The following is a 22,004-nucleotide window of genomic DNA, read 5'->3' as shown; positions in this document are numbered from 1 at the left end:
TTGAGCACCGCCTGTATGGAACATCAAGTGACCTGAGCTTGTCACCCTCTCTGCTGCGTCAGAGCTGGAACGCTGGCCGTACCGTTCCGCCCGCGCCCGCGGCTGCCCTCGAAGGCCGACCCGGCCTGTGCACGCCCGAGTCGGGCTCTCAAGATCAGAGGGCAGGCCGACCTTCTCGACGGGCACCCTGTAGGAGAGGAACCATGTTGGCCGCTCATCGAGCAACTAGGCTGCCCGCTCGTCAGGTGCGCTCGCCCGCTCAGCCAGTCGCCACCGACACGATCACGAGTGGTGGCCTGCAGTCGTTCCTGGCCGTGGGCTGACCGCTGTGCAACAAACTGATCGTCGTGGCGTTGGGCACTTCGGGTGCGTTGAGCGTGTGGGCGCCGCTTCAGCCGCTACTGCTCGCGCCCGGCTGGCGGCCAGCGGCCTGAGCAACGTGCAGTTCGTCCACGCCGACGCACAGTCCCACACCTTCCCCAGCCTGTTCGATGTGGCGATCAGTCGGTTCGGCACGATGTTCTTCACCGACCCTGCCGCGGCGTTCACCACCCTTGCATCAGGCATGCGCTCCGGCGCCCGCCTGGTGTTGTCCACCTGGCAGCCGCTGGCCGCCAACGACTGGCTGATCATCCCCGGCGCCGCGCTGCTGCGCTACGGCACGATGCCCGCCCTCGGCGAAGGGCCGGGCATGTTCGCCCAGTCCGACCCCGCGGTGGTGGAGCAGGTTCTGACCGGCGCAGGCTTCGTCCATGCCCGGCTCACCGATGTGCGGCTTCCTCTCACCCTCGGTGCCGACCTGGACGAGGCGGTCGACTACCTGGCCCATTCGGGGCCCGGCCGCAGCGTCCTGGCCACCGTGCCCGCCCACGAGCGCGACGCCGCGCTCAGCGACGTACGCGCCGCTCTGACCGATCGCGCTGACCAAGCCGGTGTCCACATGAACGCCGCCATCTGGCTCATCACCGCCACCCGCTCCTGACGTGAGCTCGCCGGTGACCACGGAACGACGGTATGCCCGTTGTCGTTCTTCGTACTCGGCTCGGCCGCCATCGGTGTGGCTGCCGATGGCGGCTCCGCGCGGGGTCAGGGGTCACCCGGCGTTGTCAGCGCCGCTCTGTCAGCGGCGCCGGGTCAGCGGCGGGGCTGCTCGGTGATCCAGTAGGCGGCGAGCAGGCCGGAGGCGGCGGTGAGCACAGCGGCGGCGATGACGGTGGCGTTCAGGCCGAGGGCGTCGGCCAGGATGCCCGCGATCAGGGCTCCGGCGGCGTAGCCGACGTCGCGCCAGAACCGGTAGGTGCCCAGGGCGTTGGCGCGCCAGGCGGGATGGGCGTGGTCGGAGACGGAGGCAATCAGGGCCGGGTACACCATGGCGGTGCCGATGCCGAGCGCGACGGCGGACAGGATCCCGGCCAGCAGGGGGCGCTCCAGCAGGGCCAGGGCGAGGACGAACCCGGCGGCCTGGACGAGCATGCCGTACACGATGAGGGGCTTGCGGCCGATGCGGTCGGCGAGATGGCCTGTGGGTATCTGGCCTATACCCCACAAGATCGGATACAGGCCCTTGATCAGGCCGACGGCGGCCAGGCCCAGACCGTGGTCGGTGAACAGCAACGGGAAAACGCCCCAGGTCAAGCCGTCGTTGAGGTTGTTGACCAGACCGGCCTGACTGGCGCCGCGCAGCGAACGCTCACGCCAGGAGGTACGGGCGAAGGTGTGCGCCAGCCCGATGTCGCCGTCGGGCAGCGGCTTGAGGTGCTGGGCGAGTTCGAGGGCGACGTGGGCGGCGGTGTCGCGGACGATCAGCGCCAGGATCAGGCCGGCGGCGACAAAGACGACGCCGATGAGCTCGGGAGCCGGGCGCAACCCGTAGGCGGTGGCCAGATAGCCGGTGACCAGCGCGGTGACGCCGACCGCGGTGTAGCCGGCGGCCTCGTTGAGCCCGGTGGCCAGTCCCCGGCGGGCCGGGCCGACCAGGTCGATCTTCATGTTGACGGTCATCGACCAGGTCAGGCCCTGGTTGAGGCCGAGCAGCACGTTCGCGGCCACGATCCACCACCACGACGGCCCCCACGCCAGCATGAACGGCACCGGCGTGCCGATCAGCCATCCGGTGACCAGGAGTTGCTTGCGGTGGAAGCGCGCGGTCAGCGCGCCTGCGGCGAGGTTGGTCAGCGCCTTGGTCAGGCCGAAGGCGATGATGAACGAGAACACCGCCAGGTCGCTGGTCAGGCCGAACACGTCGGTGCCGATCAGCGGCACGGTGGTGCGCTCCAGCCCGACCAGACCACCGACGCACACGTTGACAATGACCAGCAGGGTGAACTGCGGCCAGTTCTCCCGCAGCCCGAGCCGCACTGGTGCGGCCGTGCCTGCGCTCACCGCTCACCGCCTTCGGTGGCGTCGAGCCGCGTGCCGTGGGCGGCGGCGTACTCGGCCGGGCCGCCGTTCAGGACAGTCACGCCGGTGTGGCCGGCGCGTTCCAGCAGGCTCGCGGCGGTCATGGCGCGCTCGCCGTGCCCGCAGGCCACGACCGCGCCCGCTGGGATGCCGTCGGTGTGGTCGGCGAGGTCGCCGAGTTCGACGTGGAGCGCGCCGGGCACGTGCCCGGCGGCGTACTCGGCCTCCTGCCGCACGTCGAGGTAGGGACCGTCCGGGGTCTGGTCGGCGCTCGCGAACGCCGTGGTGGCCTGCGCGCCGCCCGCCTCCAGCCAGGCGGGCATGCCGCCGGCCAGGTGCCCGGCCAGCCGTTCGTACCCGATCTTGTACGCCTGCCAGACGATCTCCTCCAGGTCCTGGCCGGCTCCGGTGACGAAGACCAGAGGTGCGGTGTCGGGCAGCAGCCAGCCGAGCCAGGTGGCGAACTGCTCGCGCAGCGGGATGGAGATCGCGCCGGGGATGTGACCGGCCGCGAACTCGGCCGCCGGGCGGGCGTCCACGACCTGACTGCCGTTGGCGAGCAGGTCCTTGACTTGAGTGGCGTTCAGTGCGGGCAGCGGCGGCGTGCCGACGAGGAGGGCGGGGCCGCGCCGGTTGTGCTCGGTCAGCAGGTCGAAATAGGCGGGGCAGGAGCCCAGGCTCGCCATCAGGCGCTGAACGAAGGTGTCCTCGTCCGGCGCGGCCAGCAGCGGGTTGGTGTGCTTTTGGGCGGCGATCGTGGTGGTGCGCTCGGCGCCGGGCGGGGCCGAGCAGAACGAGCCCGCCCCGTGCGTGGGCCACACCGCGGTCGCGTCCGGCAGGGCGACCAGCCGGTGCAGGGACCGGTACTGGGCGCGGGCCAGTTCCTCGGTGCGGTCGGCGCCGAGCAGGTCGGTGCGGGCGGCGGAGTCCACGATCAGCGATCCGCCGGTGAACACGCCGAGCTGCTGGTCGCCGTCGAGCAGCAGGTACGACAGGTGCTCGTCAGTGTGGCCGGGCGTGGCCAGCGCACGCAGGGTCAGCCCGCCCAAATCGACCTCGTCGCCGTCGACCAGGCCGCGGTGTGGGAAGGCGCGGCGCCCGGTGGCGGAGGCCAGCACCGTGGCCCCGTGATCATGGGCGAGTTGAACGGCGCCGGACAGGAAGTCGGCGTGCAAGTGGGTGTCGGCCGCGTACGCCACTGTCAACCCGCGCCGCCGGGCGGCGGCGTGCAGGGCGCGCAGGTCACGACTGGCGTCTACGGCCAGGGCCCGGCCGTCGCCCAGATCAAGCAGGTAGGCACTGTTGCCCAGCCCTTCGTCGACCAGCGGTATCAGATGGTCGTCAGCGAATCCCACGATGGTCCTCCACGATCTCGCCCGACAGATGGCTCGGGAATGTCTCGCATCACAGCCCTGAGCTATGTACGATATTCCATAGATTAATGGAGGATTGGATGACCAAGACAACCCCCATCGAGGCCAAGGCTCAGCTGTATGAGGCGTTCGCGGCCAGCGGCAAGGCGCTGGCCAGCGGCAAGCGCCTTGAACTGCTCGACCTGCTCGCCCAAGGAGAGCGCACCGTCGAAGCCCTGGCCAGGGCGGCAGGGCTGAACCTCACCACCGCCTCTGCCCACCTGCAGACACTCAAGCAGGCCGGGTTCGTCACCGCCCGCCGCGACGGCGTCCGTATCCACTACCGGCTCGCCGGTGACGACGTCGCCCGGTTGTTCGCCCTGCTGCGCAAGGTCGCCGAGACCCACCAGGCCACCGTCCCCCCAGCACGTGATGCTTACCTCGGCGATGACGGCGCGGTGGAGGTCACCCGGGAGGAACTGCGCGCCCGCGTTCAGGCAGGCGATGTGGTGGTGCTGGACGTACGGCCGGTGGAGGAATACCTGGCCGGCCACATCCCGGGCGCCGCCTCCATCCCAGTCACCGAACTGGCCGACCGCATCGGCGAATTGCCCGCCGACACGGAGATCGTCGTCTACTGCCGCGGCGAATACTGCGTGCTCGCCCACGACGCGGTCCGCCTGCTGACCGATCACGGCCGCCGGGCGATCCGCCTCAGCGACGGCATGCTGGAATGGCGGCTGTCCGAGCTGCCCGTTGAGACCGGAGCACCCGCATGACCGCCCGCCCGTCCCTGCACACGATCCCGCATCCGGGACTGGCCGGCGGACCGGTCTACCTCGACTACAACGCCACCACCCCCGTCGACCCACGGGTGGCCGAGGCGATGCTGCCGCACCTGACGGACCTGTTCGGCAACCCCTCCAGCAGCCACCCCTACAGCGAGCAGCCGCGCGCGGCACTGGAACAGGCCCGAGGCCAGGTCGCCGCACTGATCGGCGCACGCCCGCGCGAGGTCCTCTTCACCGCCTCCGGCTCGGAGGCCGACCTGCTTGCCCTGCGCGGCGCGGTCCTCGCAGACGACCGCCCGCGCCCGCATGTGATCACCCAGGCCACCGAGCACCCGGCCGTGCTCCAGACTTGCCACGCGCTCCAGCGCCTGCACGGCGCCCGGGTCACGGTGCTGCCGGTCGATGGCGACGGCCTGGTGGAGCCGGCCGCGCTGGCCGCGGCGCTTGATGAGGACACGGTGCTGGTGTCGGTGATGGCCGCCAACAACGAGACCGGCGCCCTGCAGCCGATCAGCGACCTGGCCGCTCTCGCTCACCAGCATGGCGCACTGCTGCATTGTGACGCTGCCCAGGCCGTCGGGAAGATCGGCGTCGACGTCGAGGCGCTGGGCGTGGATCTGCTCACCGTGGTCGGGCACAAGATGTACGCCCCGAAAGGGGTGGGCGCCCTGTACATACGCGACGGGGTGGAGCTGGAGCCGGTCGTCTACGGCGGCGGCCAGGAACGCGGCCTGCGCGCCGGCACCGAAAACGTCGCCCTGGCCGTCGCCCTCGGCACCGCCGCCGAACTCGCGGCCCGCGACCTCGCCAGCGGCGAGCCCGCCCGCCTGGCCGCCCTGCGCGACGGCCTCCATCAGCGGCTAGCGCACGGCCTACCCGGCCGGGTGCACCTCAACGGATCCGCCGAGCGGCGGCTGCCGAACACGCTGAACGTCAGCATCGACGGCGTTCTCGGCCACGACCTCCTCACGGTCGCTCCGGAAATTGCGGCCTCCACCGGATCGGCCTGCCACAGCGGCACCCACACCCCCTCCCCTGTCCTGACCGCCATGGGACTGGATGCTGATCACGCCCTCGCCGCGGTGCGGCTGTCACTGGGCCGCTGGAGCACCCCCACCGACATCGACACGGCAGCGACCACGCTGATCAAAGCGTCCATCCCGTGACAAAACCCGACACCACCGGGCAACCGCCGCCGCCACCAAAGGCCGATGAACCACCCGCTCGGATGCTGCCGACGGACGCGAGCCGTCAACTAGAGCGGTGCGACAAGTGCATACGCCTCTCCCGCCACTGGGAAAATGTAAGTCCCCGGTCGTCCATGGATGGCCGGGGACTGAAGAAGTCGCAGCTCTGCTCAAGGTCGATCCATCGACCATCCGCCGCTGGCGCACCGCCCGACCGCCTCCAGGACCGCCTTTCGTCCGGCTGACATCACGGCTGACCCTCTACAGCGTCCACGACCTCGAGCACTGGGTCACCCAGCACCGCATCGACCCGAAGTGAACATCGCACCAGCACGACAGTGCACGGCACTCAATCCATCCCCACAGAAGTTGAAGCACCGAGAGTCCACGGAGGCCCGCGACCTCTGTTTCGGGACGATCGAGCCCCGTGAGCGTCTCGTACGGCGCTTCGGAAGCTTCGCCGACGCCGGCCTATGGGCATGGAGGGCGGCGGACGCCTTCTTCGCTGAGGCGCGCGATCAAGAACGTCAGCCATGCCACGCCGCTCAGCTACCAGACCGGCTTACGGCTGTTCTGCGCCTACATCACCGATGCGTACTACGGCTGGCCAGCCGGATCCGAGGACCGTTTCAGGCGCGTGAAGTAGTCCGGAGCGTGCCTCCGCGGCCGACCGTCATGCCAGGTCAGCCAGAGCGGTTGTGAGAAAAATACCGCCGCCGCGCCGTGGGATCCGGCCGGCAACCGCCGACAGAGGCTCGACCGCTTCATTCCTGAGCGGAGGCCTGCGGCTTCAGGCGCCCGCCAGCCTGCTGTAGTCGGTGGCGGCATAAACCTGCAGGAGCCTCTCGACTCCATGCAGGAAGGTCTCGCAGATCAGCACCGGGTCGAACAGGCAGCCGGCGGCCATGGCGCCGTCGCGCATCATCACGAAGTGGCGGGCGGCCGGCTCGGCGCCGGTCTCCTGGATCTTGGCCAGCAATTCCGTGACGGTTTCCAGGAACCATTGGCGGTGGGCGAGCACGGCCTTGTGCACTGGGGACTCGGGGTCGGGATGCTCGGCGGCAGCGTTGAGGAAGGCACATCCCCGGAAGCCGGGGGACTGGATGCTTTGGGCGATGGACTTGCTGAGGGCGAGGATGGTGTCGGCGGCCGGTAGTCCGGCGGCAACGGCCTCGTCCGCCTGACCCCGCATGGCTCGGTCGACCTCGTTCAGGTAGGCGAGGACGAGGTCTTCCTTGCCGGGGAAGTGCCGGTAGAGGGTGGCCCGCGTCACCTGCGCTTCGGCGACGATGCGATCGATGCCGACGGCGTGGATGCCCTCCGTGTAGAAGAGCCGGGTGGCCGTGTTGAGCAGCCGGGACCGCGCTTCGGACGGCCGGCCTTCGGATTCGCTGCGCATAAGACCATCCTAGTAGGTAGAACGTTCGGTCTTGACAGTTTGCACTGTAGATTGCAGGCTATGCGAGATAGAACGTTCTGTCTTGCGAGAGAGTTGTTCCAGTGGCTCGTCGTCTTTACGTACGCACCGCCGCGCTGTCCATCGGTACGGCCGTGGTCGTCGCGGTCGGCCTGTCGGCGGCGGGTCCGGCGTCCGCGGCACGGAAGACCTCGGACCTTCCGTCCTTCGTGAAGCCGGCCCGGATTCCGATCGAGCATCCGCCGCGACCATGGCAGTCAGCAGCGCCCGTGCGCCGGGAGTGCCTTTCCGGAACGAGCAAGGCAGTCTCCTCGTCACTCAAACTCTGAAAGGATCACCGTGAGCTCCATCGCTGCTTGGCCCGGCATCTCCGGGACCGCGTCCGCGCTGCGGCGGCTGTACTTCGTCCGGTTCGCGTTCGCCATCGTCTGGGCCCTCGTGATGTTCACGACCGCCGCGAACCTGGGTCCGCTCGCGGTCACTCTGCTCGTGCTCTACCCGCTGTTCGACGTGACCGCCGCCATCATCGACGCCCGCGCCTCGCGCACCACCGGATCACCTGCCCTGCTGTACGTGAACATCGCGGTCAGCCTGATCACCGCCATCGGCGTGGCCATCGCCTGCACGTCCGGTATCCCGGCGGTGCTGCGCGTGTGGGGCGCTTGGGCGGTCGTGGCCGGGCTGCTCCAGCTGATCGTGGGGGTCACCCGCCGCAAGATGGGCGGCCAGTGGCCGATGATCATCAGCGGCGGCATCTCCGTACTCGCCGGCGCGTCGTTCATCCTCGGTGCCTCCGCGGACAGCCCGACGCTGATCAACGCGGCCGGCTACGCCATCACCGGCGGCATCTTCTTCCTCATCTCGGCCATCCGCCTCGGCCGCGCCGCGAAGGGAAACTGACATGGACGGCAGCACTTACGACAACACTTACGACGTCGTCGTCATCGGGGCTGGCCCGGTCGGGGAGAAGGTCGCCGACCGGGTGGTGCGGGGTGGAACTGAGCGCCGCTGTCGTCGAGCGCGAGCTCGTCGGTGGGGAATGCTCCTACTGGGCCTGCACGCCGACCAAGGCATTGCTGCGCAGCGCGGCGGCGTTGCGGGCGGCGCGTCAGATGCCGGGAGCGCGCGAGGCGGTGACCGACGGTCTCGACGCGGCCGCGGTGCTGGACCGCCGGGATTCCTTCGCCTCGCATTGGAAGGATGACGGTCAGGTCGGCTGGCTCGATTCGGCCGGAATCACTCTGCACCGTGGTCAGGGCCGGATCGTGTCCGCCAACGTGGTCGAGGTGACCGGCGACGACGGCGTCCGATCCCCTTGACGGCCCGGCATGCGGTGGTCATCGCGACCGGAAGCGGCGCGCTGCTGCCGGACGTTCCCGGTTTGCGCGACGCCGCGCCGTGGACCAGCCGGGAGGCGGCCGCCGCAAGCGCAGTCCCCCGCCGGCTCCCGATCATCGGTGGTGGCGTGGTGGCGTCGGAGATGGCCACCGCCTTCGCCGCCCTGGGGTCCTCGGTGACGATGCTGGCCCGTGACGGTGTGCTGCCGCAGGCCGAGCCGTTCGCCGGCGAGCGGGTCACCGAGTCGTTGCGGGACGCCGGCGTGTCGGTACGCCCCGGCGCGGAAGCCGCATCGGTGCACCGCGACCAGGCCGGAACAGTGCACATCACGATGACCGACGACGAGCAGGTCGAGGCCGACGAGGTTCTGGTGGCGATCGGCCGGACACCGAACACCCAGGACATCGGTCTCGGCGTAGTCGGCCTGGCGCCGGGCGCCTGGCTCACGGTGGACGACACGCTGCGCGTGGTCGGGGAGGACGGAACGCCGATCGGTGACGGATGGCTGTACGCCGCCGGTGACGTCAACCGGCGAGTGCTGCTGACCCACCAGGGCAAATACCAGGCCCGCGCGGTCGGCGACGTCATCGTGGCGCGGGCGAAGGGCGAAGAGGTCGAGGACGGCCGCTGGGGCCGGCACGTGGCCACGGCCGACGAGCGCGCGGTGCCCCAGGTGGTCTTCACCGAACCGGAGATCGCGTCGGTAGGGCTGACCGCTGCCGCGGCCGAGGCCGCCGGGATACGGATCCGCGTGGTCGATTACAACCTGGGCGCGGTGGCCGGATCCGCCCTGCATGCCGACGGATACCGGGGGCACGCCCGCATGGTCGTCGACGAGGACAGGAAAGTGATCGTCGGCTTCACGCTCGTGGGTCCGGATGTCGCAGAACTGCTGCACGCCGCGACGATCGCGGTCGTCGGCGAGGTTCCGCTGGACCGGCTGTGGCACGCGGTTCCGTCGTTCCCCACGGTCAGCGAGGTGTGGCTGCGGCTGTTGGAGGCGTACAGCCGCTGACCGCCGGGCCGCGTGCTGTTCCTGTCGCGGCTGCTCAACCGAAACCGCATGATCATGGTGACCCGTCAGGCTGTGACACGGGCACTCAGAAGAGCGGACCGCCGTCGGTCGCCTCGTATTGCTTGACCTCGATGTCCTTGGGTTTGCCACCTTCGGGCCTCGGAATCGGCACCCGATCACACTGGCTTGCCCACACTGGACGGTCGGGAGGATGCCGCATTCGATGCGAACCGAGGGGTCTTCGCGGTGAGGATCCGCCGGGAAAGCTGAACACCAGGACGTCGGCATCGTCCAGACCGAGCCGGAACGGAATGTCACGCCAAGCCGCTCCCGTCCAGCTCACTAGCGCGACTTTTCGTTCGCATGCTCGTCAACCGCCCCCGTACACGCCGCCCTTGTTCTTACCGGTAGGGACGATCGGGAGAATACATCGCGCTTCGAATACAGCACTGTTACCAGCGGTCCGAGCGGATATCGACCCATCACAGGTCGGTGGCTCGGAAGATCTCGAGGCGTTATCTGGCTCTAGCTCTGCCTGCGGACGCACCAGCTCGAACAGCACCTGAGTGCCCCGTCAGGGGGCGCTGGCGAGCCCTCAGCATGACCTATGGATACTTACTTTCGGCTCTCGTGAGGCGTTGGCGTGGGCCATGGTTCGCGCTCCTAGGGACGTGGGGTGTTCTCTGCGTTCGGGGCGGGGGCCTGGACGGTCGGCAAGGGCGCGATGACATTGTTCACCAACACGGTCGTGGCGGTCGTCGCCACGGCGATGGCGACGGCGGCCAGTGGTGCGGCGAGGGCCCGTAGCGTACGGATGTCCCTGAGACGCGCCCATGGCTCTCCGGCCAGCGCCATGAGGCGCCACTCCCACCACAGGCCCAGCCCGATGCTGACGACCGCGATGTTTCCCACCGCCACCAGCACAGCGGCCAGCGCCTCCTTCGGCGTGGGTGGCGTTGTATCGGCCAGATTCGGATCCGCCGTCATGGAGACGACGAGCGTCCCGACAATTCCGGGCAGTTGGATGAAGACGGCGGCGGCCAGGAAGGCCAGGCTCTTCACGATCGGAGTGGTGCCACGCACGCGGGGATAGAAGTAGCCGAAGACCATGCAGAGCGCGGGCAGGGACAGCACCGTCAGCGCTCCCGCCAGGAGCTGCCGGCCCTCTCCTTGCCCGGTCTCGACCGACTCGACGACCCGTACCGCCGAGAACGGCAACGACAGCAGCGCCCCCACCACCAGGGAGGCCAGCCCGTTCTGCCAGGGCGTTCGCCCGGCCAGGGGGGTGAGCGCGAGATCGGAGTCGACGGGGCCGGCGCTCTCGTCGGCCGCGCGCTCCAGCGACGTCCGCTGCTTGTCAAAGTCGGACAGGGACGCCTACGGCGGCTGCCGCAGCAGGTTCGTCAATGCAGCGCGGACGGCACGCCGCCTGATCATGTCCCGGACAAGCAGACGGTGCTCCGCCTCGGACACCTGCACGGGCGGGCCGTCCCAGACAGCAGCCAGGCGACGGCAGGCCACGCAACAAGCGCCATCGCCTGGCCGAAGGAGGAGGGGCCGCTGAGCAGCCCACGCAGCGTCAGAACAAAGAACACGGCCGTGTGCCAGGCCGTCGTCGCCGTCAAGGCGGCGGCGGTCCGGCCGATCCGCCGGGCGCGGACGACGAGCATCGCGGAGACCAGCAGCGCCACGGCGTAGGTCAGGGTGACAACGATGCTGTTTACAGGGCCGACGTACCCGTGCCAGACCCATTCTCCCTCGTACCACTGTTCTGGAAATGCCGTATAGATCAGGACGCCTGAGGTCACCAGTACAGCCCCGACCCACCAGGGTCCCACCTTCGGCGACCAACTGCGGCTCGCCTCGACACCCCATCCGAGGCCAACGTGGTCCCGGCCACGGACAGCACCGCCAGCCATACGGCGATGCCGGGAGCGACGCCGGACTGCCCCGCCCATACCCCCAGCAGCACGCCGCAGCCCATCGCGAGAAATGGCACGACGGGCAGCGCCCGGCGCCACCGGGGCACCGCGGCGACCACGGCCGCGAGCCCCGCCGCGCCGGACAGCCACCAGGCGTCCGCCGCCTGCCCGGAGAGCATCACCAGTCCCCAGACCGACAGCGTCACGCCCACCACCGCCGCCGCCACCGAACCGGTAACGAGCGGGCTTTTGCCGGGCACCGCGCGCGCAGCGGAAAACAGCGACAGGACGGGGAGCACACCCGCCAACACGCCAAGAGCGGTCCAGAAGCCCCAGTCGTTCAGGAAATTCTGCGCAAGGAACAGGGCCACCAACGCGGCGATCAGGAGCCAGTTGCGCGGGCGGCGCCACCAGCAGCCGCCGAGCGCGCGAGCGAATCAGTAGACGATCGCCAGCGAGACTCCCAGGTAGACCATCGGTTCGACCGCGGCAGCGGCCCTTCCCCGGAAGTCGAAGTCGGAGCGGCGCAACTCCTCCTCCTGTTCCCCCTCTCTGCCCACTTCCGCCCGCTGGCCGATCTCGTCGTCGCGGGCGAGGTAGCCCGCCACCGACGCAGTGTGGCCGTTTCTGACAAAGGCCGCCCTCATCGAGCGGTAGCCGTCCAGCCGTAAGTAATGCCGATCCTGGGTCAGGGGCGGCGGCCCGGTCACACCCGCGACCGTCCAGCCTTCGGCGGTGATGACGATCTCGTGAGCGGAGAAGGGCAACACGCCTTCGCCGGAGGCTGGCGAGAAGTCGATGGCGACATAGTCGTCGGTCTCGTACTTGCCGTACCCGATGCCGGTGAAAGTGACGATAGCCAGGCCGGAGCCGCGTTCCACCGTGGTTGTCGGGGTCGTGAACGCGGGGTACAGGACAGCGCCGCTTTCCGGGTTCATCCCGACATTGCCCACCCTGTCTTCAACGAACGGGGTGAGCGAATAGCCGGCGGCGCCCGCGCGCAACGCGGCCACGTCCGGGTCGTCGTCGGGCAGCCGGAACTCGTGCGTGACAGTGAGCTGGAAGACGCGCTCGTCCAAGCCGGAAACATCAATGCGTACGTCGTTTGCCTTCGGGTGTGCGCGCCAGGCGCCCACGCGGGCCTGCGTCAGCGTGATCGTGGTCGTCGCGGTGCGCTGCGGCTTCGGGGATGACGGCGTGGCCGGACCGCCGGTGACCGTCAGCGTGGCGGTGCCGAACCGTGACGCCGCCTGGTGGAACAGCAGCGACGGCGTATCGTGCTCCATCGCTTGGTCAAGAAGGAACTGCTCCAGCTTCTTCAGCCTCTCCCCCTTGGTCGAAACCGGTTTCCAGTCCAAGTACTTCAGCACACCAGCTTCAAATGATCACTACGGGTCTGCGCCCCCGTACTGCACCAGCACCCCGGAGACACCGCCAGCCGCTGCACTGCCGCCTGCGGCACCGACCAGATGGCATCCGGTACGACCCCCAGTCACAGCAACGTGCACAGCTGCACCGCCAAGCCCAAGCGCCCCCGCCGAACCCTGCCCCCGCCCCGACTCAAGTTGTCGATGAACCCCAGATCCTTCCGCGTCAACGTGAAGACCTGCTCAACTCCTCCCTGCCGATGTCCGAATACGACCGCAGCCGCTCCATCTGCTCGTCGGAGAAGAACTGGACCGCCAACCCCACCAACACTCCACGACCGCACCGAAACCAGCTCGAACCGTAGTAGCAGAGATCGTCAGGCGTTCTCCAAACTCAAATAACCCCTGGCCAGGGGCAGGTTCATGGATTCTGCTCCATTGCTACTGAGACCCCCGGATCAACAGGCGGACGGGTTCTCGGTGACCTGGCTCATCCGCCGGCCTCCCATTCCAGACGGCACCAGGTCCTGCGGGCGTTGACCGCCGTGGTGACCTCGTAGGCGTCCGCCAGTTCGATGACCAGGACCAGGCCGAGCCCGCCCTCACCAGCCGGGCGGCAGACGGTGACCGGCGCCGGCCCGGCATCGACCACCGCCACCGCGATCGCATCGGCCTCCACGTCGACCAGGAGCTGGAACGTCCCGCCTGGGGCTCTGGACGCGCTGTGCAACACGGCGTTGGTAGCCAGCTCCGACACCACCAGGGCCACATCGTCGGCACGGGGGCAGCCGGCGGGCAGCACCGTCAGCGCCCATGCGCGGGCCTCGCCCACGCTTTCGAGAAGACCAGGCAGCGACATCGCCGCTTGGCAGCAAGTGGTATCGGTCATCACGCACTCCCATCGCGTGATCAGACTGCGGGTCATCTCAAACCCGCTGGCTTTCGTCTCTGCTAGACGTAACCCTTCTCCCCTCCATGGATCCGGCAGGCGTACTCCTCCTCCGCACTCAGTACGATCATCGGAAGCCGCTCGACCCCTGTGGCGAGGGCCTGGTGGATCCGATGCCAGCCATCGATCACCAACGGCTCGCCGCAGGGCGAAGCAGGGACGGCGATCAATGGGACTGTACGGTCTTCGGTGTAACTCCTGATCAAGGAGAACGCACCTGATGAGTACTGTGATCCAGGCATCGACGGAGATCGACCTGGAGGACGCCGCGGTGGCGCGTAAGAAGTCGGAGAGCTCGACGGATCGGGAGCTGGTGGCCAGGCTGGTCGACCAGGCGCGAGCCGAAGGGGTGGAGCTGGTCGGTGAGAACGGGCTGCTGGGCCGGCTGACCAAGCTGGTGCTGGAGTCCGCTCTCGAAGGCGAGATCACCGACCATCTCGGCTACGACAAGCACGAGCGCGCTGGCAGCGAGACAGGCAACTCGCGCAACGGGACCCGGTCCAAGACCGTCATCACCGACGTCGGCCCGGTGGAGATCACCGTCCCGCGGGATCGGGACGGCAGCTTCGAGCCGAAGATCGTGCGTAAGCGGCAGCGGCGCCTGTCCGGCGTCGATGAGATGGTCATCTCGCTGGCCGCCAAGGGCCTGACCACCGGCGAGATCTCCGCGCACCTGGCCGAGGTCTACGGCGCCGAAGTCTCTAAGCAGACCATCTCCACCATCACCGACAAGGTGCTGGACGGCATGGCCGAGTGGCAGAACCGGCCGCTCGACGCCGTCTACCCGGTGATCTTCATCGATGCCATCCATGTGAAGCTGCGGGACGGCCAGGTGGCCAACCGGCCGGTCTACGTGGCGATGGCGGTCACCGTCGATGGCGAGCGCGACATCCTCGGCTTGTGGGCCGGCGACGGCGGCGAGGGCGCCAAGTTCTGGCTGCACGTGCTGACCGAGATTAAGAACCGTGGCGTCGCTGATGCGCTGATGGTGGTCTGCGACGGGCTCAAGGGGCTGCCGCAGGCCATCGAGACCGTCTGGCCGCAGGCCGTCGTCCAAACGTGCGTCGTTCACCTGCTGCGTGCCTCGTTCCGGTATGCCGCCCGCCAGCACTGGGACGCCATCGCCAAGGCGCTCAAGCCGGTCTACACCGCGCCGACCGAGGCGGCGGCGCTCGAGCGGTTCTATGAGTTCGCCGAGGTCTGGGGCGGTAAGTATCCGGCGATCGTGAAGTTGTGGGAGGACGCCTGGGCCGAGTTCGTGCCCTTCCTCAACTTCGACACCGAGATCCGCCGGGTGATCTGCTCGACCAACGCCATCGAGTCGGTCAACGCCCGTATCAGGAGGGCGGTCAAGGCCCGCGGCCACTTCCCGAACGAGCAGGCCGCGCTCAAGTGCGTCTACATGGCGATCATGAGCCTGGACCCGACCGGCAAGGGCCGCAAACGCTGGATCACCCGCTGGAAGGCCGCTCTGAACGCCTTCGCCATCACCTTCGAAGGCCGCCTGACCCCGACCACCCGATAGATCAAGTCAAGATCGAGATACACCGATCACTGGACAGACCCCGATCAATGGCTCAACCAGGTTCACCGTCTCGGCATGGTCCTCATCGATCACCATCAAGGCGAGCAGGGCCGTCCAGTTACGTGGCAGCAACTGCCCGTTCGGGGCGCGGTTGGCCGCGTACCTTTTGGCGGCGGACACATCCCAGGTCCAGGCCAGCAGGCGGAAGGTCTCGGTCTCGGTCATCACCGCTCCACCGCTTTGCCGGCAAGAGCTATCGCCTGCTCGAAAAGATCCGCGGTCGCGGCGAGACCGATGTTGGGCGGGGCGGCGTGTGAACCGCCGGAGGTGAGCCGGTTGACCTGCCGTCTGGCCAGGGCCGGCGCTCGCCGCCAGCCGGGCCCGTTCCTCCCGGGCACGCGCCCGGACCTGCTCGGCCGCCTCCGGCGTGAGGCCGATGCCGATCTCACCCGTCGTCCCGTCCACCGAGACGACGGTGCCGTCCGGAAGGTCGAGGACGCCCGGGCAGGCCACCACGGCGGGCAGCCCGCGGCCGCGCGCCAGGATCGCGGTGTGGCTGGTCGGGCCGCCTTTCTCGGTGACCAGTGCCAGCACCTGCCCGCCCAGCCCCGCGGTGTCGGCCGGAGAGAGATCCTCGGCCAGCAGCACATACGGGTAGCCGGGCGCGGGTACACCGGGCATCGGCAGGCTCCGCGCGTCGAGGATCTCGGCGGCGTCGCCGTCACGGGCGTCGTGAGCCCGCCGCCTCAACTCGGCCACCACTGCGTCGAGCGCGTTCGACACCGCGGCGACCTCCATGTCGGTGTCGGGCGCCGGCCGGGGAGGGGGCAGCACGGGCGGCCCGGCCATCCGCACCACCGGTCCCGCCGTACGGCCAGGGCTCACGCCCAGCCCGGACATGCCCGGCAGGCTGTCAGCCACTGGGCACCTCGTCGGCGTCCAGGTCGCGGGAGAGCAGGTCGATCAGCGCGTCGAGCGCCTCTTGCGCACCTGGGCCTTCGGCCTCCAGGGTCACCTCAGTGCCGTGGGTCGCGCCAAGCGACAGCACACCAAGCATGCTGTTGGCGGGGACCGCCTTGCCCTGGCCCACCCGGATCCGCACCGCCACGTCCTGTCGCGCCGCCGCCTGCACGAAGATCTTTGCCGGCCGGGCGTGCAGCCCGCTGCTCGAGGCCACGATCGCTGTTCTGTCCATCATTGAAAAACCTCCTCAGGGCTCGATCGTGACCTTGATGGCCGCGCCCCTGCTGACGAGGTCGATCCCGTCGAGGACCTGGGACAGTGGCAGCCGGTGAGTGATCAGGTCGGACACCACGACGGCCCCCTCCGCCACCAGCCGCAGCGCCGAGGCGTTGTGGGCGGGGCTGGAGCCGTTCGCGCCGATGACCGTCAGCTCCCGATAGTGCACCAGGTTGGAGTCCAGCGCGATGATCGGGTCGTCCTTGGGCAGGCCGCCGAAGAAGCTGACCCGGCCCTGCCGGGCCGCCATCCGCACCGCCTGCTCCTGCGCCGCCCCCGACGCCGCCGCCGTGATCACCACGTCGGCGCCTCGCCCGCCGGTCAGCTTCAGCACCTGCTCGACGGGGTCGGCGTCGATGGCGGCGTCCGGGCGTACCAGCTCGGCGGCCATCGCCAGGCGCTGCGCGTTGACGTCCACGAGGAACACCCGGGCGGCGCCGCGCGCCCGCGCGAGGCGTACGTGCAGGCAGCCGATCGGGCCCGCGCCCATCACCACCACGTCGTCGCCCGCGCCGACGCCCGCCAGCTCCTGCCCGTTCAGCACGCAGGCCAGGGGCTCGGCGACGGACGCCTCGGCGTACCCGACGCCGGAAGGGATGGCGTTGACGCCGTCAACGGCCAGCACCTTCGCCGGGACGATCATGTACTCGGCGAAGCCGCCGTCGTAGTGGTAGCCCATCGACTCCTGGTTCGGGCAGACCGTCTGCCGGCCGCGCAGGCACTCGCCGCACGTCCCGCACGGGATCGCGGCGATCACCTGTACCCGTGCGCCCGTGTCCACGACCTCGCCGGCGATCTCGTGGCCCATCACCCGCGGGGGCCTGATGTGGTGGTGCCCGAACTTGTAGATCTTGGCGTCCGTGCCGCAGGTCGAGCAGTTGCGTACGACGCAGATGGCGTCCCGCTCGATGTCCTCCTTGGAGGCGGCGGTCCCGTGCGGGATGGCGACGCCCTCGCCGACGTAGGTGGAGATCGACCGCTCCCGTTCGAGCATCGCCTCGACGTACGGCTCGGTGACCGCCCCCACCTCGACCAGCACCCGGCCGCAGAGGCGGATGGCCGCGTCGCGGTCGGGAGCGCTCTCGTGCAGCCGCACCGCCCGCGGGTCGAGCAGGTCGTCACGCATCGACGGTGCCGCCGTTCTTGATGGTGTTCACCAGCCTGGTCACCGCCGGGTCCCCGAGGAAGATCTGGAACGGCACCAGCACCTTCCCCGGAGCGGAGGCCCTGGCGCGGGCGGCCAGCCCGGCGTGGCAGAGCACCACGTCGGCGTCGTCCGGGATGGAGTTGACCGGGGTGTGCTCCACGGTGACGCCGCTGTCCTTGAGCTGCTTGCGCAGCTGGGAGGCGAGCATCACGCTGCTGCCCATCCCGGCGTCGCAGGCGACGATGATCTTGCGGATGTCCTTGGCGTCCATGGCTTACGCCTCCTTGGTGGCGGGTTCGGTGCTGGAAACTTCCTCATCGGCGGCCTTCTCGCCCCTGCCGAAGCCGAGCAGGACGGCGGCGACGGCGAAGGACACGGCTGTGGCCACGAGGATGCCGAGGCTGGAGCCCAGCCAGCCGCCCTTCGGGGTGACCGCGATGTAGGCGAAGATGCTGCCGGGCGACGGGGTGGCGACCAGGCCCGCCCCGGTGATCATGAACGTGAACACCCCGGCCGCGCCGCCCGCGATGACGGCGGCGATGAGGCGCGGCTTCATGAGCACGTACGGGAAGTAGATCTCGTGGATGCCGCCGAAGAAGTGGATGATCATCGCGGGGGGTGTGCTCGGCCGCAGCTCGCGCGGCCCGAACAGCATGTACGCCAGCAGCAGCCCGAGACCGGGGCCCGGGTTCGACTCCAGCATGAACAGGATCGACTTGCCCTGCTCGGCCGCCTGGGCGACGCCGAGCGGGCTGAGCACGCCGTGGTTGATGGCGTTGTTGAGGAACAGCACCTTGGCCGGCTCGATGAGCACGGACGCCACGGGCAGCAGGTTGTTGGTGATCAGCCACTCGACGGCGTTGCCCGCGGCCGTGGTGACCGCCTGCACGATGGGCCCGATGCCGAGGAATCCGACGATCGCCATCGCGCCGCCCACGATGCCGGCGGAGAAGTTGTCCACCAGCATCTCGAAACCGGCCTTGGTCCGCGCCTCGGTGAACTTGTCCACATATTTCAGGATCAAGGCGGTGAGCGGGCCGATGATCATGGCGCCGAGGAACATCGGGGCCTCGGTGCCCACCACGACGCCCATCACCGCCACCGCGCCGACGACGGCCCCGCGCTGCCCGTGCACCATCCGGCCGCCGGTATAGGCGATGAGGACCGGCAGCAGGGTCGAGATGATCGGGCCGACCATCTTCGCGAGGTCCTCGTTCGGCAGCCAGCCAGTCGGGATGAACAGCGCCGTGATCAGGCCCCAGGCGATGAACGCGCCGATGTTCGGCATGATCATTCCGGCCAGGTGGCCGCCGATGCGCTGGATGGTGGCCTTGACGCCGGTTCCGGTGACCGGAGGTGTGTAAGTGTCGGCCATGGGACCTCCTCCTTCTAGACGAGGTCGGAGTGGGATGGCGGCGGGGGTGGGTCGGTGGGGGCCCGTAGCCGTCGGGCCAGATCGGGCGGGCCGATCGTGACGCCCTCGCGACGGATGTGCGCCGGGCCGGGCATGCGGCTGCCGGTCAGCGACACGGCGGCGGCGCCCCAGGCCAGCGCCTCGAGCAGGGCTGGTACGCCCCGAGCTCCGGCCGCCAGGAACCCGGCCAGCATGGCGTCGCCCGCGCCGACCGAGCTGCGTGGCTCGGTCACCGTGGCTTCGCCGTACCAGACGCTGTCCTGTTCGACGAGGACGGCGCCGTCGGCGCCGAGGCTGGCCAGGACGGCCCGCGCGCCCGCCGCCCGCAGCTTCTTGGCTGCCTCGACCACGTCACCGACGCAGCCGAGCGGCATGCCGGTGGCGGCGGCCAGCTCGTCCTGGTTCGGCTTGACGAGCGCGGGGCCCGCGGCGAGCGCGTACGACAGGGCGGGACCGCTGGTGTCGACGGCGACGTTGATTCCCGCCCCGGCGAACCTGCGGCACAGCCGGGCGTAGACGTCGGCCGGGACCCCTGGGGGCAGGCTCCCCGAGGCGACCACCCAGTCGGCCGAGTGCGCGGCGGCCAGCACCGCCACGGCGACAGTGTCCAGCTCGGCGGGCAACAGCGCGGTGCCCGGCTCGTTGATCTTGGTGACGGTCCCGTCCGGCTCCGCGAGCGTGACGTTGGAGCGGGTGGCGCCCGTCACCGGCACGGTCACCATGTCGAGGCCCTCGAGGAAGAGTAGATGCACCAGATGCCTGCCCTCGTCCCCGCCGAACGGCACCACCGCACGCGAGGCGATCCGGTTGGCCAGCAGGGCGCGGGAGACGTTCACGCCCTTGCCGCCCGGGTCGAGGCGGGCAGCCGCGGCCCTGATCACGGCGCCCCTGCCGAGCGAGGCGATCTCGATCGTCCGGTCCAGGCTGGGGTTGAGGGTCAGCGTGAGAATCACGATCGCCGCCCAGGGCGGGACAGGGGAGGCCGTGTCATGCCCGCACCACCTCCGGGCCGGCCGCCGACAGCTCGGCGGCGAGCGCGACGTCCAGGCCGGTGTCGGTGATCACTACATCGATCTCCGCCAGTGAGGCGAACCCGGCCAGGTAGGTGCGGTTGAACTTGGTGTGGTCGGCCAGCAGCACACTGCGCTCGGTGGCCTTCATCATCGCGCGCTTGATCGCCGCCTCGGCCGGGTCCGGCGTGGTCAGCCCTTTGGCCACCGAGCAGCCGTTGGTCGCCATGAACGCCACGTCCACATGCAGGTGAGCCAGCGGCTGCAGGGCCCAATCGTCGACCGTGGCCATGGTGAGTCCGCGCACCCTGCCGCCGAGCATGATGACGTGCAGGTTGGCGCGCGAGGCCAGCGCGGTGGCCAGCGGAGGCGAGTTGACCACGACCGTGAGCTCCCGGTCGGCGGGCAGGATTTGCACCAGCCGGGCCGTAGTGGTCCCCGCGTCGATGATCACGGAACCGTCCTCGGGCAACTCCGCCAGGGCGGCCTTGGCGATGCGCTCCTTCTCCGTGATCATGACCTCGTCACGGGTGGCCAGCGCCGGTTCGAAGCCCAGCAGCTCCACCGGGATCGCGCCCCCGTGCACCCGGCGCAGCACCCCCGCCCGCTCCAGCGCGGTCAGGTCGCGGCGGATCGTCTCGGTCGTCACGTCGAGCTCCTCGGCCAGCGTCACCACGTCGACGCGGCCTGCCGTACGGGCTCTGCGCAGGATCTCCTGCTGGCGCTCCTCGGCATACATGATGTTGATTTACCACCGTTTCGATTTGGTTTCAGCTGTGTTTATACATGTTTCTGTTGGAAGCCAATAGAGGGTATGCCTCCGGAACTGGCTGGTTTGGTGGAATGCGGACCAAGCTTTGGGGCGCCCATGCCGCCGAGCGGCACCACGGCCGCCTGGGTGGCGTTCGACAAGTAGCAGGCCCAGGCTGATGCACCTCACGGCAAGCCTCCCTTTACCCCATCCACCTGCGTGAACGCAGTCGTGAAGTTAACGGCGTGACCGCCTTCATGGGGCAGTCCCACCCCCGTCGGATGCCTCGCAGGACCGTCAGTCGCGGCATCGTCTCGATCGTCACGTCGAGCTCCTCGGCCAGCGTCACCACGTCGACGCGACTTGCCGTACGGGCTCTGCATGGGATCTCCTGCTGGCGCTCGGCCGGCAGTGTGATGTTGAGTACCACCGTTTCGACTTGGTTTCAGCTGTGTTTATAGATGTTCTGCTGGGGAGGGTCCGGCCAAGGTCACCGGTTGGCAGAGCGAATACAAGAAGGCCGAGGACGAACTGGACGACCCTCGGGCGCTCGCCTTGCCCAACTGGGCGGCGCTGGAGCGACTTGCCGCTTGTGGAACGTTCCATGAATTGCTACGCAGGCCGGGGAGAAGTCGTGATCTTCGCCGCCTGTACGGCGGCACGCATCGGCGAGGTCTCGGGAGTCCGTGTCAGGGACATCGACACCGGCACATGGACGTGGACGGTACGCAGACAGACGACGCCGAGCCCTGGCGGTCTCGTAGACAAGGGGACCAAGGGCAAGCGGGCCAGGAAGGTCCCGATCATCGCCGAGGTACGAGAACTGGTGCTGCGGCGTCTGAACGCCGCGGGCGACGACCCCGACGCCCGGCCGTTCACCGGCCCGAGGGGCGGCCGCATCACCACGGCGGTCCTGCGGGACGCGACGCACTGGGACGAGGTCGTGGCGAAGCTCGGCTACGAGCACCTCCGTCGGCACGATCTTCGCCACACCGGGCTCACCTGGATGGCGGACGCCGGGGTCCCGATTCACGTCCTTCGGGAGATCGCCGGCCACGGTTCCCTGACCACCACCCAGGGTTATCTCCACCCGGACCACGACTCCCTCGTGGCGGCGAGCACCGCCCTGAGCGCCCACCTCACCACGGGCTGATCCCAAACTGGTCCCGAACTGAAGGCG

General features: G+C 69.2%; 25 protein-coding genes. 11 read left to right on the top strand and 14 right to left on the bottom strand.

Annotated features, from left to right (window positions below):
* Nucleotides 1–379: 379 nt before the first annotated feature.
* Nucleotides 380–982 (top strand): class I SAM-dependent methyltransferase, encoded by a 603-nt coding sequence (locus EDD27_RS10475; protein ID WP_164903561.1) that lies wholly within the window; start codon nt 380–382, stop codon nt 980–982.
* A 152-nt stretch (nt 983–1,134) separates the two neighbouring features.
* Here the strand turns inward: EDD27_RS10475 and EDD27_RS10470 are convergent, their stop codons facing one another.
* On the bottom strand, nt 1,135–2,382 hold the full coding sequence (locus tag EDD27_RS10470; protein WP_127932222.1) for an MFS transporter: 1,248 nt from the start codon (nt 2,380–2,382) through the stop codon (nt 1,135–1,137).
* The gene (locus tag EDD27_RS10465; protein WP_127932221.1) at nt 2,379–3,755 is read right to left on the bottom strand and encodes an MBL fold metallo-hydrolase; all 1,377 of its coding nucleotides are present in this window, start codon (nt 3,753–3,755) and stop codon (nt 2,379–2,381) included. The genes EDD27_RS10470 and EDD27_RS10465 overlap by 4 nt, the downstream gene beginning before the upstream one ends.
* A 98-nt stretch (nt 3,756–3,853) precedes the next feature.
* On the opposite strand from EDD27_RS10465, the gene EDD27_RS10460 reads away from it, so the two are divergent.
* From EDD27_RS10460 to EDD27_RS54080, 4 genes are all read left to right on the top strand, one after another.
* Nucleotides 3,854–4,531, top strand: coding sequence for an ArsR/SmtB family transcription factor (locus EDD27_RS10460; RefSeq protein WP_127932220.1), 678 nt, complete (start codon nt 3,854–3,856; stop codon nt 4,529–4,531).
* Nucleotides 4,528–5,709, top strand: coding sequence for a cysteine desulfurase family protein (locus EDD27_RS10455; protein ID WP_127932219.1), 1,182 nt, complete (start codon nt 4,528–4,530; stop codon nt 5,707–5,709). The genes EDD27_RS10460 and EDD27_RS10455 overlap by 4 nt, the downstream gene beginning before the upstream one ends.
* A 97-nt stretch (nt 5,710–5,806) precedes the next feature.
* Nucleotides 5,807–6,049 (top strand): helix-turn-helix transcriptional regulator, encoded by a 243-nt coding sequence (locus tag EDD27_RS58585; RefSeq protein WP_421915041.1) that lies wholly within the window; start codon nt 5,807–5,809, stop codon nt 6,047–6,049.
* 108 nt (nt 6,050–6,157) lie between these two features.
* Nucleotides 6,158–6,376: a hypothetical protein gene (locus tag EDD27_RS54080; protein ID WP_164903378.1), complete on the top strand. Its 219-nt coding sequence runs from the start codon at nt 6,158–6,160 to the stop codon at nt 6,374–6,376.
* Between the two features lie 144 nt (nt 6,377–6,520).
* Here the strand turns inward: EDD27_RS54080 and EDD27_RS10445 are convergent, their stop codons facing one another.
* A complete protein-coding gene (locus EDD27_RS10445; RefSeq protein ID WP_127932218.1) occupies nt 6,521–7,129 on the bottom strand; it encodes a TetR/AcrR family transcriptional regulator in 609 nt (202 codons plus the stop codon).
* Between the two features lie 357 nt (nt 7,130–7,486).
* On the opposite strand from EDD27_RS10445, the gene EDD27_RS10440 reads away from it, so the two are divergent.
* The 3 genes from EDD27_RS10440 to EDD27_RS10435 all read left to right on the top strand — a co-directional run bounded on the left by EDD27_RS10440 (nt 7,487) and on the right by EDD27_RS10435 (nt 9,500).
* Nucleotides 7,487–8,047 (top strand): hypothetical protein, encoded by a 561-nt coding sequence (locus tag EDD27_RS10440; RefSeq protein ID WP_127932217.1) that lies wholly within the window; start codon nt 7,487–7,489, stop codon nt 8,045–8,047.
* 92 nt (nt 8,048–8,139) lie between these two features.
* Entirely contained in the window at nt 8,140–8,466 is a 327-nt protein-coding gene (locus EDD27_RS56410; protein ID WP_241563959.1) for a hypothetical protein, read from the top strand.
* The gene (locus EDD27_RS10435) at nt 8,463–9,500 is read left to right on the top strand and encodes an FAD-dependent oxidoreductase (protein WP_241563958.1); all 1,038 of its coding nucleotides are present in this window, start codon (nt 8,463–8,465) and stop codon (nt 9,498–9,500) included. Before EDD27_RS56410 ends, EDD27_RS10435 begins: the two co-directional genes overlap by 4 nt.
* Nucleotides 9,501–10,163: 663 nt before the next feature.
* On the opposite strand, the gene EDD27_RS10430 is transcribed toward EDD27_RS10435, so the two are convergent.
* Entirely contained in the window at nt 10,164–10,736 is a 573-nt protein-coding gene (locus tag EDD27_RS10430; protein WP_127932216.1) for a hypothetical protein, read from the bottom strand.
* A 219-nt stretch (nt 10,737–10,955) separates the two neighbouring features.
* Between EDD27_RS10430 and EDD27_RS54075 the strand changes: the two genes are divergently transcribed.
* Complete coding sequence (locus EDD27_RS54075) at nt 10,956–11,198, top strand: hypothetical protein (protein WP_164903560.1); 243 nt, start codon at nt 10,956–10,958, stop codon at nt 11,196–11,198.
* A 106-nt stretch (nt 11,199–11,304) separates the two neighbouring features.
* Here EDD27_RS54075 and EDD27_RS10420 read toward each other — a convergent pair whose 3' ends face one another.
* The 3 genes from EDD27_RS10420 to EDD27_RS10410 all read right to left on the bottom strand — a co-directional run bounded on the left by EDD27_RS10420 (nt 11,305) and on the right by EDD27_RS10410 (nt 13,678).
* On the bottom strand, nt 11,305–11,796 hold the full coding sequence (locus EDD27_RS10420; RefSeq protein WP_127932214.1) for a hypothetical protein: 492 nt from the start codon (nt 11,794–11,796) through the stop codon (nt 11,305–11,307).
* 63 nt (nt 11,797–11,859) lie between these two features.
* Complete coding sequence (locus EDD27_RS10415) at nt 11,860–12,792, bottom strand: hypothetical protein (RefSeq protein WP_127932213.1); 933 nt, start codon at nt 12,790–12,792, stop codon at nt 11,860–11,862.
* 487 nt (nt 12,793–13,279) lie between these two features.
* Nucleotides 13,280–13,678, bottom strand: a complete 399-nt coding sequence (locus EDD27_RS10410) for an ATP-binding protein (RefSeq protein WP_164903559.1) — start codon at nt 13,676–13,678, stop codon at nt 13,280–13,282.
* A gap of 280 nt (nt 13,679–13,958) precedes the next feature.
* Between EDD27_RS10410 and EDD27_RS10405 the strand changes: the two genes are divergently transcribed.
* Nucleotides 13,959–15,263, top strand: a complete 1,305-nt coding sequence (locus EDD27_RS10405; protein ID WP_127932211.1) for an IS256 family transposase — start codon at nt 13,959–13,961, stop codon at nt 15,261–15,263.
* 6 nt (nt 15,264–15,269) lie between these two features.
* Here the strand turns inward: EDD27_RS10405 and EDD27_RS10400 are convergent, their stop codons facing one another.
* Genes EDD27_RS10400 through EDD27_RS10370 form a run of 7 tightly spaced genes read right to left on the bottom strand, consistent with a single transcriptional unit; the run spans nt 15,270 to nt 20,812 of the window.
* The gene (locus tag EDD27_RS10400) at nt 15,270–16,184 is read right to left on the bottom strand and encodes a PEP-utilizing enzyme (protein WP_241563957.1); all 915 of its coding nucleotides are present in this window, start codon (nt 16,182–16,184) and stop codon (nt 15,270–15,272) included.
* Complete coding sequence (locus tag EDD27_RS10395; protein WP_127932210.1) at nt 16,177–16,461, bottom strand: HPr family phosphocarrier protein; 285 nt, start codon at nt 16,459–16,461, stop codon at nt 16,177–16,179. Before EDD27_RS10395 ends, EDD27_RS10400 begins: the two co-directional genes overlap by 8 nt.
* A 12-nt stretch (nt 16,462–16,473) precedes the next feature.
* Complete coding sequence (locus EDD27_RS10390) at nt 16,474–17,628, bottom strand: zinc-binding dehydrogenase (RefSeq protein ID WP_127932209.1); 1,155 nt, start codon at nt 17,626–17,628, stop codon at nt 16,474–16,476.
* Complete coding sequence (locus EDD27_RS10385) at nt 17,621–17,920, bottom strand: PTS lactose transporter subunit IIB (protein ID WP_127932208.1); 300 nt, start codon at nt 17,918–17,920, stop codon at nt 17,621–17,623. Before EDD27_RS10385 ends, EDD27_RS10390 begins: the two co-directional genes overlap by 8 nt.
* A 3-nt stretch (nt 17,921–17,923) precedes the next feature.
* A complete protein-coding gene (mtlA, locus tag EDD27_RS10380) occupies nt 17,924–19,024 on the bottom strand; it encodes a mannitol-specific PTS transporter subunit IIC (RefSeq protein WP_127932207.1) in 1,101 nt (366 codons plus the stop codon).
* A 14-nt stretch (nt 19,025–19,038) separates the two neighbouring features.
* Nucleotides 19,039–20,016 (bottom strand): 1-phosphofructokinase, encoded by a 978-nt coding sequence (pfkB, locus tag EDD27_RS10375; protein ID WP_127932206.1) that lies wholly within the window; start codon nt 20,014–20,016, stop codon nt 19,039–19,041.
* A 34-nt stretch (nt 20,017–20,050) separates the two neighbouring features.
* Nucleotides 20,051–20,812, bottom strand: coding sequence for a DeoR/GlpR family DNA-binding transcription regulator (locus EDD27_RS10370; protein ID WP_127932205.1), 762 nt, complete (start codon nt 20,810–20,812; stop codon nt 20,051–20,053).
* A gap of 646 nt (nt 20,813–21,458) precedes the next feature.
* Here EDD27_RS10370 and EDD27_RS10360 point away from each other — a divergent pair.
* Nucleotides 21,459–21,977: a tyrosine-type recombinase/integrase gene (locus tag EDD27_RS10360; protein ID WP_206641334.1), complete on the top strand. Its 519-nt coding sequence runs from the start codon at nt 21,459–21,461 to the stop codon at nt 21,975–21,977.
* The last annotated feature ends 27 nt before the right edge of the window (nt 21,978–22,004 follow it).

Origin of the sequence: Nonomuraea polychroma (assembly GCF_004011505.1) — a bacterium.
Lineage (GTDB): Bacteria > Actinomycetota > Actinomycetes > Streptosporangiales > Streptosporangiaceae > Nonomuraea > Nonomuraea polychroma.
The sequence above is the reverse complement of the archived record's forward strand: the minus strand, read 5'-3'. Positions and strand labels throughout refer to the sequence as shown.

Coding starts and splice junctions, on each gene's coding strand:
- EDD27_RS10460 (WP_127932220.1), top strand. CDS start 3,854: ATGACCAAGACAACCCCCATCGAGGCCAAGGCTCAGCTGTATGAGGCG.
- EDD27_RS10455 (WP_127932219.1), top strand. CDS start 4,528: ATGACCGCCCGCCCGTCCCTGCACACGATCCCGCATCCGGGACTGGCC.
- EDD27_RS10445 (WP_127932218.1), bottom strand. CDS start 7,129: ATGCGCAGCGAATCCGAAGGCCGGCCGTCCGAAGCGCGGTCCCGGCTG.
- EDD27_RS10410 (WP_164903559.1), bottom strand. CDS start 13,678: ATGACCGATACCACTTGCTGCCAAGCGGCGATGTCGCTGCCTGGTCTT.
- EDD27_RS10405 (WP_127932211.1), top strand. CDS start 13,959: ATGAGTACTGTGATCCAGGCATCGACGGAGATCGACCTGGAGGACGCC.
- EDD27_RS10395 (WP_127932210.1), bottom strand. CDS start 16,461: ATGATGGACAGAACAGCGATCGTGGCCTCGAGCAGCGGGCTGCACGCC.
- EDD27_RS10390 (WP_127932209.1), bottom strand. CDS start 17,628: ATGCGTGACGACCTGCTCGACCCGCGGGCGGTGCGGCTGCACGAGAGC.
- EDD27_RS10385 (WP_127932208.1), bottom strand. CDS start 17,920: ATGGACGCCAAGGACATCCGCAAGATCATCGTCGCCTGCGACGCCGGG.
- mtlA (WP_127932207.1), bottom strand. CDS start 19,024: ATGGCCGACACTTACACACCTCCGGTCACCGGAACCGGCGTCAAGGCC.
- EDD27_RS10370 (WP_127932205.1), bottom strand. CDS start 20,812: ATGTATGCCGAGGAGCGCCAGCAGGAGATCCTGCGCAGAGCCCGTACG.